The 10,589-nt window shown below is 58.9% G+C and carries 10 protein-coding genes and 1 pseudogene; 3 read left to right on the forward strand and 8 right to left on the reverse strand.

All coding sequences use genetic code 11. From position 1 onward, the window contains the following. Positions 1-118 precede the first annotated feature (118 nt). Positions 119-951, reverse strand: a pseudogene (locus F4U94_RS23215) (IS3 family transposase); the annotation flags it as partial. Between the two features lie 208 nt (positions 952-1,159). Here F4U94_RS23215 and F4U94_RS23220 point away from each other — a divergent pair. The 3 genes from F4U94_RS23220 to F4U94_RS23230 all read left to right on the forward strand — a co-directional run bounded on the left by F4U94_RS23220 (position 1,160) and on the right by F4U94_RS23230 (position 3,148). Continuing rightward, positions 1,160-1,930: a Crp/Fnr family transcriptional regulator gene (locus F4U94_RS23220; protein ID WP_120251135.1), complete on the forward strand. Its 771-nt coding sequence runs from the start codon at positions 1,160-1,162 to the stop codon at positions 1,928-1,930. Positions 1,931-1,988: 58 nt separating this feature from the next. After that, complete coding sequence (locus F4U94_RS23225) at positions 1,989-2,231, forward strand: DUF6894 family protein (protein WP_120251136.1); 243 nt, start codon at positions 1,989-1,991, stop codon at positions 2,229-2,231. Positions 2,232-2,389: 158 nt separating this feature from the next. Beyond that, complete coding sequence (locus F4U94_RS23230; protein ID WP_232015749.1) at positions 2,390-3,148, forward strand: ATP-binding protein; 759 nt, start codon at positions 2,390-2,392, stop codon at positions 3,146-3,148. Between the two features lie 3 nt (positions 3,149-3,151). Here F4U94_RS23230 and F4U94_RS23235 read toward each other — a convergent pair whose 3' ends face one another. From F4U94_RS23235 to F4U94_RS23265, 7 genes are all read right to left on the reverse strand, one after another. Beyond that, positions 3,152-3,397, reverse strand: coding sequence for a DUF6894 family protein (locus F4U94_RS23235; protein ID WP_145986236.1), 246 nt, complete (start codon positions 3,395-3,397; stop codon positions 3,152-3,154). A 25-nt stretch (positions 3,398-3,422) separates the two neighbouring features. After that, positions 3,423-4,277, reverse strand: a complete 855-nt coding sequence (locus F4U94_RS23240; RefSeq protein WP_120251138.1) for an SDR family oxidoreductase — start codon at positions 4,275-4,277, stop codon at positions 3,423-3,425. 159 nt (positions 4,278-4,436) lie between these two features. After that, positions 4,437-6,506, reverse strand: coding sequence for an NAD(+) synthase (locus F4U94_RS23245; protein ID WP_120251139.1), 2,070 nt, complete (start codon positions 6,504-6,506; stop codon positions 4,437-4,439). After that, positions 6,496-6,984: a CinA family protein gene (locus tag F4U94_RS23250; protein ID WP_249042113.1), complete on the reverse strand. Its 489-nt coding sequence runs from the start codon at positions 6,982-6,984 to the stop codon at positions 6,496-6,498. Before F4U94_RS23250 ends, F4U94_RS23245 begins: the two co-directional genes overlap by 11 nt. A 171-nt stretch (positions 6,985-7,155) precedes the next feature. Next, positions 7,156-7,539, reverse strand: a complete 384-nt coding sequence (locus tag F4U94_RS23255) for a response regulator (RefSeq protein WP_120251141.1) — start codon at positions 7,537-7,539, stop codon at positions 7,156-7,158. Beyond that, positions 7,536-8,612: a sensor histidine kinase gene (locus tag F4U94_RS23260; RefSeq protein WP_120251142.1), complete on the reverse strand. Its 1,077-nt coding sequence runs from the start codon at positions 8,610-8,612 to the stop codon at positions 7,536-7,538. The genes F4U94_RS23255 and F4U94_RS23260 overlap by 4 nt, the downstream gene beginning before the upstream one ends. Continuing rightward, positions 8,609-10,048, reverse strand: a complete 1,440-nt coding sequence (locus tag F4U94_RS23265) for a DUF7125 family protein (RefSeq protein ID WP_120251143.1) — start codon at positions 10,046-10,048, stop codon at positions 8,609-8,611. The genes F4U94_RS23260 and F4U94_RS23265 overlap by 4 nt, the downstream gene beginning before the upstream one ends. Between the last annotated feature and the right edge of the window lie 541 nt (positions 10,049-10,589).

The raw sequence follows: 10,589 nt of genomic DNA on the forward strand, positions 1-10,589 counted from the left end.
GCAGGGAGCGATCCCGTTGACGGTGGAAGCCATCTGGCTCAGAATGCATGCCTCGCCGCTCAATGCCGGCGCATAGAGATCTGTTGACCAAATCTCGCTTTCCTTCGTGACCCAGGACGTTATCGGACCGTATATGTGCCGGAGGGCCGCGCGAGATGAACAGGTCGGCTAAGGCCGCCAGAACATCCTCATGCTTGAGCTGACGCGCCACGACGAGCGCCAGGCACTCCCGGCTGGCCTCATCGATGATGGTCAGGATGCGGAACTTGCGGCCATCATGCGTGCGACCTTCGACGAAGTCGTAGGCCCATACATGTCCCGGATATTCCGGCCGCAGGCGGATGCAGGATCCGTCATTGAGCCATAGACGCCCGCGCTTTGGCTGGCGCTGTGGAACCTTCAGCCCCTCACGCCGCCAGATCCGTTCGACCCGCTTATGGTTCACCGTCCAACCCGCATGGCACAGCAACGCCGTCACCCGGCGGTAGCCGTATCGACCATATTGCTTTGCCAGAGCGATGATGTCCTCCGTCAGCGCCTGCTCGTCATCCGCCCCGCGCGGCACCTTGCGCTGCGTCGATCGATGCTGACCCAGCACCCGGCATATCCGTCGCTCGGATACCGGAAACTTTCGTCGCACATGATCAATGCAGCGTCGCCGCCGCGCGGGGCTTAGAAGTTTCCCTTGGCTGCCTCCTGCAGGATCAGCTTGTCCAGCGTCAGGTCCGAGATCGCCCGGCGAAGACGCTGGTTCTCTTTCTCCAGATCCTTCATCCGCCGCGCCTGATCGGTCTTCAGGCCGCCATATTCCTTCCGCCAGCGATAATAGGTCTGCTCGCTGACCGCGATCCGGCGGCAGGCTTCGGCCGTGCTCGCTCCCTGTGCCAGCACAATCTCAACTTCACGCAGCTTGCCGATAATCTCTTCCGGCTTGTGCTTCTTGCTCGGCATTCATCGTCCCTTTCGTGGTCCAGACTATCATAGTCTTTGGGCCACTCAGCAGGGGGCAGATCAGCTTATCGAAACCGTCATAATGTCAGCTGATGAGATAGGTTAGGCCATATGTTAGTGGCCATGTTAAAGACGCTATATTGCCGGGCAACTAACTGGGTGTCCCGGCGACAGAGAGATACATGTGCTCCCGCCCGGTGGAGGCTGCATGTCATCGATCACCAATTTGGATTTCTTCGCGCGACGGCTTTCGCAGCGGGCCGCGCTCGACGAAGAAGATCGCGCCGCAGTATCAGCACTCCCTTTTCAGCATCGCTACCTTAACCCAAGTGCTTATGTCGTCCGCGAGGGGGAGCCGCCCCGTCCGCATTGCAGTTTTGTCCTCTCTGGACTCGCATTTCGGCATAAGTTGACGGTGCATGGCGCGCGTCAGATCGTGTCGATCCATCTGGCTGGCGATCTGCTCGATCTACAACATTTGTTTCTCAACATTGCCGACCACAGTGTCCAGGCCCTGACCGAACTTGAGGTGGCCGACATTGATCGCGACGCTCTGCGGGAAATGGCCCTGGAGCGGCCCGCCGTCGGCCAAGCGCTCTGGATCGATGGTCTGGTGGACGCCTCGATTTATCGAGAATGGGTGCTCAACGTCGGGCGGCGTGACGCAAGGGCGCGCATTGCCCATATATTGTGCGAAATCGCCGTTCGCATGCACGCTGCCGGTGTTATCGATGCGGCTGACTTTCATCTGCCGATGACGCAGGAGCAATTGGGGGACGCGACCGGGATGACCAGCGTTCATGTCAATCGAACCTTGAAGGCACTCGCGAAAGATGGCCTTATCGATCATAGCGGACGTTGGATCGCCATTCAGGACTGGAACAAGATCAGGCGAGAAGGCGACTTCAATCCGCTTTACCTGCACCTCGATCAGGTTGCGCCGCATTTACCTGGTCCCCTTTCATCGATGTTTCCTTAACCAGGTTAGAGCGTGAGTTCGGGCGAAGCATTACTGTGCGCGATGCCTGGAGGACAAAATGCCACGCTACTTCTTTTCCGCGTCGGATGCCGATGGGGATGAAACAGGAACAGAGTTACGCGATCACGCTGCAGCAAGGCATTTCGCCATCCAGTTTGCTGGCGAAATCATGAACGATCAGCCTGACGTACTTTGGGATGGTCGAGAGTTCAGCATCTTTGTAACGGATGAACTGAGAAGACTCCTGTTCACTATCAAAATGGTGGCCGTGAACGCGCCTGCGGGCGAAGGTACGGAGTAAATTCAGGTGAATGGCCGAATGGCGGATGAGATAGTGTCAAAACGGAAATTCTGATGCTCACATGCTCAATCCTGACCTGGACATTAACATCATGAGCAATCGAGGTTAGCGACACGCCTGAACCCGCTTCCTACTCTTCTCTTGAAAGAGAGGTGCGTATGTCAGAGCGGCTCAATGGCACTCACGAGGTTGCCGGTAAACCCGCGTTGCGCGATAACCTGCCCATGCATGGCACTGCCAATGAAGGCATGGGGCGGCCGCAATCATCAACTCGATCGGATGATCGGGCGGGCGCCGAAGCGCAGGAGGCGTGCAAGCGTTTGGAACTGTTATTGCGGGAGACGGTACACCGGTGCACCAACGACCTCCAACTGGTCGTCAGTCTGCTCTCCCTCCAAGCGACACGACTGAAAGATCGGGAAGGACGCGCCGCCCTTGAGGATGCGGCGGAACGGATAGCTATTCTGGCCCGAGCGCGGGCGGCCACGTCGGAAGAGGAACAGTCCGCGCTGGCGACCGCTTTGCGTCAGGTTTGCGAGGCGTTGCAGGCGCATGCGGAGCTGAGATCCGTTTTGATCTCGCTCGAAATAGGTGATGGCTGCGACGAGGTTGCTTCGCCGTTAGTCACGCCGATCTGCCTGGCCGTGAACGAACTTGCGACCAACGCGATTAAACATGCTTTCGATGCGAAGGGTGGCAAGATTACCGTGGTCGTTCGACGGCGTGACGATGATGTCGTCGTACAGGTCGATGATGATGGCCTACCGTTCCTCGATGCCGCCCCATCAGACGGGCATGGACTAGGCCTTGGTCTTGTCCGCCGTCTTGTGTCGTCATGTGGCGGGAAATTTCATCAGCCACCGTCGGGATCGAAGACATTCGAGATTGTCGTACCCAGCGGCCAAAGCGCAAGCTAGCGTTCAGGCTCGATTGGATGCAGGCGCATCGATCGACAGCATCACGATCGTAAAAAGGAGAGCGCCCGTCTCGTTGGTGACCTCCACCCGATAGTCACGTCCATCCCAAAGTACATCAGGCTCATCATGCATTACAGCACCGGCAAACCGGATCGCCGCCTTCCGTGCCGCGGCATCGTTTGGCAATTCAGTGCCTTCCTGGTCAAAGTCGCGCCCGCCATCAACGGTATGAAAAAAGTAACGAGGCATCGCCTTCCCCATTCGGTAATAAATTTCAGATGAAGGGCCGCCCGCCTGTGACAGCGACCGTGGCACCCGTCGTGTAGCTGGACTCGTCGCTTGCCAGCATCACATAGGCTGAAGCCAACTCGCGGGGCTGCCCGGCGCGACCGAACGGGGTGTTTTTCCCGAAATTCTTCACGGCCTCCGGCGGCATGGTCGAGGGAATGAGCGGCGTCCAGATCGGGCCGGGCGCTACGCAATTAACCCGGATTTCCTTGTCGGCCAGCAGCTGGGCAAGGCCCATCGTGAAATTCTGGATAGCGCCCTTCGTCGTTGCATAGGCAAGGAGATGGGCATTGGGCTGATCGGCATTGATCGACGTCGTATTGATGATCGAGGCCCCGGGGGCCAGGTGCGGCTCCGCCGCTTTCACAAGATAGAACATCGCATGAATGTTCGTGGCGAATGTCTGCTGCCATTCCTCGTCTGAAATATCTCCGATCTTTTCGAAGCTCGCCTGATGGGCGGCGTTGTTGACGAGGATATGTAGATCGCCAAACTCTTCCAGTGCGCGATCGACGATCAATCGACAATGAGCGGGATCGCCGATGTCGCCGGGCACCAGCACTGCCTTGCGACCCGCCTCCTCGACCCACTTCGCCGTTTCTCGGGCATCCTCTTCTTCATTGAGATAGGAAATGAGGATGTCGGCACCCTCTCGCGCGAAAGCGAGCGCAACAGCGCGCCCGATACCGCTGTCGCCACCCGTGATGATCGCCGTCTTGCCACTTAGCTTACCCGATCCCTGATAGCTCGTTTCGCCGTGGTCAGGGCGTGGATCCATAGGCTCGGTCAGGCCCGGCATCGATTGCTGTTGCTCTGGCTGGGGTGGTCTTGGGTCGGTCATGGTGCGCAGTCCAAATCTGTTGGGAGCAAGATTTCAACACGCAAAGGCCCAATGGGTTCAACGCGATCGATCCAAACCTAAGCGGCGCTTATGCTGAAGCAGGAAGCCAGCCCCGCTCAATTCCAAGGATATTGGGTGTTTGCGTATTGTATCGGCCTTTCATGGATCGGAGCGAATGGGAGCGTCGGCGAACGCTGCTGCCAGTTCATCGAGCCAGACTGCTGCGGTTCCATCGGATGGTGCCCGCCAGTCTCCGCGCGGCGATAATGCCCCGCCGGATGAAACTTTGGGCCCGTTGGGGATTGCCGATCGCTTGAACTGGCTGATCGTGAAAAGGCGAAACAGGAAATTTTCAAGCCAGCGCCGGATCGATGAAAGATCGTAGGAGATTTTGGCATCGTCGGGATAGCCGGGCGGCCATTCTCCCGCATCGGCATCGCGCCAGGCCTGCCAAGCCAGAAATGCCACCTTGGAGGGCGGCAGCCCGACGCGCGCCACATGGTGAAGGAAGAAATCATTGAGGGCATAAGGTCCAACCTTGCTCTCCGCGCTCTGCAGTGCGCCGCTGGCGTCGGCCGGGACAAGCTCTGGAGAGATTTCAGTGCCGAGGATAGCAGTCAGAACCGCGTCCGTGGCGGAGTCGAACTGCCCTGTAGAAACGCACCAGCGTATCAGATATTGGATAAGCGTCTTGGGAACCCCGCAATTGACGGCGTAATGACTCATCTGGTCGCCCACACCATAGGTACACCAGCCCAACGCCAATTCGGACAGGTCACCGGTGCCGATGACGAAGCCGCCGTGGCGGTTGGCGAGCCGAAACAGATAGTCGGTGCGCAGCCCCGCCTGCACATTTTCGAAAGTGATGTCGTATAGCGGCTCGCCGGCGGCGAAGGGATGCTCCATGTCTGAGAGCATCTGGCGCGCAGCGGGACGGATATCGATCTCCTGGGCCGTTATGCCAAGCGCTTTCATCAGTGCCCAGGCATTCGATCGGGTCTCTTCACCGGTCGCGAAACCCGGCATGGTAAAACCAAGGATCGTCGAACGCGGGAGACCCAGCCGGTCGCATGCCTTGGCGGCCACGATCAGCGCATGCGTAGAATCGAGCCCGCCTGAAACGCCGATGATCAGATGCTTACTCGAAGTAGCCCGAAAGCGGGTGATCAGACCTTGCACCTGGATGTTGAACGCTTCGTAGCAGTCGGCATCCAACGCCATCGCGTCCGCGGGGACGAACGGAAAGCGCCGTTGCGGACGGTACAGACCCGAACGGTCGCCTTGGGCTACCCAGGAAAATTTTACGTGGCGGAACCGCTGTTCGGGGTGGCCGCATGCCGTGGCTGTATCATTGAAAGTTCCGTTGCGCATCCTTTCGAGCCGCAGACGCTGGACATCGATATCGGCCAGTGTAAGCTCCGGGTCGTCCCCGAAGCGCTTCGATTCCGCTAACAATTCCCCCAGTTCGTGCACCATTGCCTGCCCATCCCAGGCTAAGTCCGTCGTGCTTTCTCCGGGGCCTGCCGCAGAATAGGCATAGGCGGCCAAGCATCGCGCCGACTGTGAAGCCGACAACATATGCCGATCGCGCGATTTGCCGATGGTGATGTTCGACGCCGAGAGATTACACAGGATCAGCGCGCCCGCCAGCGCGCCCATCGTCGAGGGGGGCAGGGGCGACCAGTAATCCTCGCAAATCTCGATATGAAAAATGAAGTCTGACTTCTCCTTCGCCGAAAAGAGGAGGTCAGTGCCAAAGGGCGCTTGGCAGCCGGCAAGCTCGATATCGAGATCGGTCAAGCCTGCGCCGGACGCGAACCAGCGCTTCTCATAATATTCGCGATAATTGGGAAGGTAGCTTTTCGGGACCACGCCCAAAAGCTTTCCCTGGCCGATGGCCAAGGCCGCATTATAGAGCCGTCCTGCACGCCGAACAGGAGCGCCAACAAGCAGGACAGGTAAGTCGAGGCTTGCCTCGATCAGCTTGCCGATCTCTGTTTCCACGCGGTCCAGTAGCGCATCCTGCAGATGCAGATCATCGATAGCGTAGGATGATAGGCACAGCTCTGGAAACAGGACGATGTCGGCACCTGCCAATGCCGCTTTCCGCACTAAGTCTAGGATTGCATTGGAATTGCCCGCTACATCGCCGACGCTTGCGGTCGGCGTTGCCACTGCAAGGCGGATCAGCCCATGCTCATTGATCGAGGCGAAGCGATCAGGCGTCACGCACGGCGTCCATCATCATATCCAACGCTACAGTTATGGCCGCGATCCGAATGGGTCCACGGCCTACGGCACCGAAATGCTCCACCCTATGTCTTGTCGTCCTGTTTCTGCGGGTACAGGCAAAATGGACAAGCCCTTCTTCTCCGCCGTCGTTGGTGGGACCCGCATAGCCAGTGATCGCAAGCGAAATGTCGGCGGCTGATTGCCGGATGGTGCCCTGCGCCATTGCAATAGCGACGTCACGACTGACGGCGCCGCACACATCAATCTGATCCCCCGCGATGCCGAGCAATTCACATTTGGCTTCTTCGCTATAGACAATGAAGCCACGCTCGAAGGCGTGGCTCGCACCCTCCACGTCGGTAAGCAGAGAGGCGAGTAGGCCCCCCGTGCAACTTTCCGCCGTCGCAATCTTTAACCGGGCGTCGCAACAGGCACGAAGAAGCTTGGAGGCTGCGTCTTCGACCGCAGTCGGCAAGACAGGGGACAGAGTTTCTGCCGGGCTATGAGACAAGTTCCCACTCCGCTCACTTACTTGCGTCGTTAACCGCTTTGATAAAAGTTCGTTCCTGTCGATATATGCGCTGGGCGATCCCGGAACCGCCGCAAGCATGTCGGCAAAGAGTCGATCTCTACCTACAAACGGGGATCAGGTCCGCCCGTCCAGACGCTGGACCTTATCGGCAAAATCCTGAGCGACGATCGGTTTGATGACCACCCCGACGACCCGGTCGGCATATAGATTCGCGATGTCCTGCTGGCCGGTCACGAAGATCGACGGAATGCCTCGTTCCTTGAGCCATGCAGCCGCATCAGGACCGGTGCGTCCATCAGCCAGATCGACATCCACGAGCGCGCCATCTATGTCGATCGCGGCAGGGTCAGCCGTCAGTTGGGAGAAGCTATCGGCAAAACCCGCCAGAACATGGCCTGCCTTCTCAATCAGATGTTCGATATGAAACACGATCAGGGGATTATCTTCGATGCAATAGATCCGCAGTGGCTTGCGAACGCCGATGGTGTCTGATGTCATAAGCCCGAAACGCTGTCCGGTGCCTCCGGGTTGCAGGCGACGCGTGCCAATGGTCCGTTAATCTCACATCGAAGGCCATCGGTCGCGAACATGATGTCGGGCTTGGCACCGAACAAGCCGCCTAGAGCCGCACGTAGATAGCGTGTGCCATAGCCTGAGCGCGACGGCGCGACGACAGGCGGTCCACCCGTTTCCTGCCACAAGACAGACAAGTCAGGACCCAGGTCCGGCAGTATGTCCCAATGGAACGCAACCTGGCCGTTCGGCACGGACAACGCACCATATTTGATCGCGTTGGTCGTCAGTTCGTGCAGGCAGAGTGCCAGTGTTGTACCCGCCTCGCGTGTCAACATGACTGACGGGCCGGAGGCGTCGATCCGGCTGACCCCCATCTGCCGATAGGGATCGAACGTGAGCCGTGCGATCTCGGCGATCGAGATCGCCTCCCCCTTGGCCTCGAAGACGGCGGAATGTACGTTGGACAGTGCGGTCAGGCGGGCACCGAAATCATCCGCAAGCGCGTCCACACTCGTCGCGCCGCGGCGCGTCATTTCAAAGATTGAAAACACGCTCGCCAGGATATTCTTGACCCGGTGGTTCAGTTCCCTGCGAAGTTCGATCTCGCGCTCGATATGATCGCGCACTTCCCTCTGCCGCATTCGCGCCAGCAGCGCCGACTGGATGCCGCTGACCAGTTCGACCTGGGTGAGCGGGCGCTGATAGAAAAGCTGGCGCGACCGTGGCCATGCCGCCGCCAGCTGTCCACGGATTCGACTGTTCGGCGACGCGCGGTCAAGCAGGACCACGATCGGCATTTCGGACCATGGGGGCTGGGCGTTCAGATGCCGGGCGACGATATCGATGAGGGTCGGGGTCAATGCTTCATGGGTCGTCACGAACACGCCTGGCCCAGCCGCCAGATACCCCGTCAGTTCGTCTGCCGAGATGCAGGTCGCGACAGCCATGTCATATTCGGCAAGCAACTGACCCAGATAGGCCGCGTCCCGTCGATACGGCGCCAGAATAAGGACCTGGTCCAGCGCACCCGGCTCGACCAGATCGCTGCCACTCATGCCGTCGGCAGCGGATTGAACGGGACGACCCTGACGCCGTCGCTTTCGATCAACAGTTCATGAACATTCAGGTCATGGGGGCCATGGCGTTTCTTGACGACGGTGATGTTGCGTCGAAGACGGCCATCATCTTCCATGATCCGCAGCAGGAGTACGGTATCGCCCAGGAAGCTCACATCGACATCGATACCGACATTCTGGCCGAGCAGACCGTGCTGGGCGACGATCAGCATTGTCAGAACGCCCGACCGCGCCAGATATTTGAGGAGAGACTGAATGTCTCGTACAGCCTTCTCGCGGTGCGGCAACGAGTTGAGGTAGCCTGTGAAACTGTCGATGACCACGACGCGGGTTTTGAAATCCTTGACGATCGACTGTGCAATCTGGGCGAATTCGCCGGGAGATATCTCGTTGGGATTGAAATCCCGGATGATCAGCTGACCGTCTTCATGAAACTGCCGCAAATCCATACCGAGGCCTTCCGATCGCCGAAAGAAGGTCTCCAGGCGTTCCTCGAACAGGAATAGCGCCACCGTTTCGCCCCGTTTGAGCGCTGCAGTTGCGTAGAGCGAGGCCATGGTCGATTTGCCGGTCCCGGACTGGCCGATGACCAGAGTGGTTGTGCCCGATTCCTGGCCGCCGCCAAACATGTCGTCGAGCGCATCGACGCCCGATTTAATTAGCTGCGGCTTGCGGGTATCGACGGCTTCGCCCGGGATGATCCGGGGGAAAACAACAACGCCTTCGCCTTCCCGTATCGCCATGTCGTGATAACCGTCGGCAATCGGCACGCCGCGCATCTTGCTGACCTCGATCCGCCGTCGCACCGAGCCATAATCCTGCAACGACTTGTCGAAGCGGATGACGCCATGTGCAATCCCTTCGACCTCTTCTCCGTTGGGCGCTGCCTCATTGGTCTGGGTATCCAACAAAAGCGCGACGACCTTGCGCTGCGCAAGGAACGCCTTGAAGCCAAGCAGTTCGCGGCGGAACCGCGGTGTATCACCCGTGATGAGCCGGATCTCCAGCAGCGAGTCATAGACGAGGCGGTGTGGCTTATGCTCCTCGATCGCCAGTTCGATCGCCTGGCGCGTTTCGTCGAGGCGGAGTTCGGCGGTCTGGAATATGGTCTGATCGGCCGCGCCATTGATGGCGTCGGATGCGGACAGTTCCTCGATCCGAATGCCGTCCAACGTCCAGCCATGCGACAAGGCGATCGATTTCAGCTCAGCAGCAGTCTGGGAAAGGCTTACGTAGATGCATCTTTCCCCTGCTTCTACGCCTGCGCGCAAGAACTGCAGAGCAGCTGTCGTCTTGCCCGCGCCGGGCGCACCCTGAAGCATATAGAGGTTGGATGCGGGCAGGCCGCCGCGCAGGATTTCATCCAGTCCTGCGACGCCCGTTGCAACCACAGGCTGGGCTTTACGCTTGCTCACTCATGTCTCCTCGTTTGGCATCGGATCGCACAATCGCCTCTGATTTGCCAGTACGATGGAGAAGGGTTCTCGCGCCTTGGATTAGAACATGGAAGTCTTGTCGCGTTAAGCTGGACGGGGTCTCCTTGTCTTTATCCGAACCGGCGAGAAAGGAGATTTTGGGTGACACGGATCAGCTGAACGGGTCGGCTCTACCTTGCCGTGGCACATCCATGTTCTGCGGCCTGTCTTTGACACAAAGTAAGCGGCCATAACGACATATGTTTGCGGGAGTCGCGCTACGACGTTCCGGGGTCTCTAGAGAGCTACTCCGAAAAATAACGTCAGGCAGGGCGGGTTGTCAACGGCGGTCAGATTCCAGGCCATCGGGGCGGAGTAAAAGTAGGCCACTGTGATGCGGGCCTGACGATATGAAGAGGGCCCCGATCGGGGCTCTCTTCATATCGTTGTCGTCATTGATCAGGTGGCGGTGATCTCGCCAGTGTCCGGGTCGACGACCGGAGTGGCCTGGTTTTGCTCCGTCCCGGCAGCACGGCGGCGG

Source organism: Sphingobium limneticum (genome assembly GCF_008710155.1).
Taxonomy (GTDB): Bacteria; Pseudomonadota; Alphaproteobacteria; order Sphingomonadales; family Sphingomonadaceae; genus Sphingobium; species Sphingobium limneticum.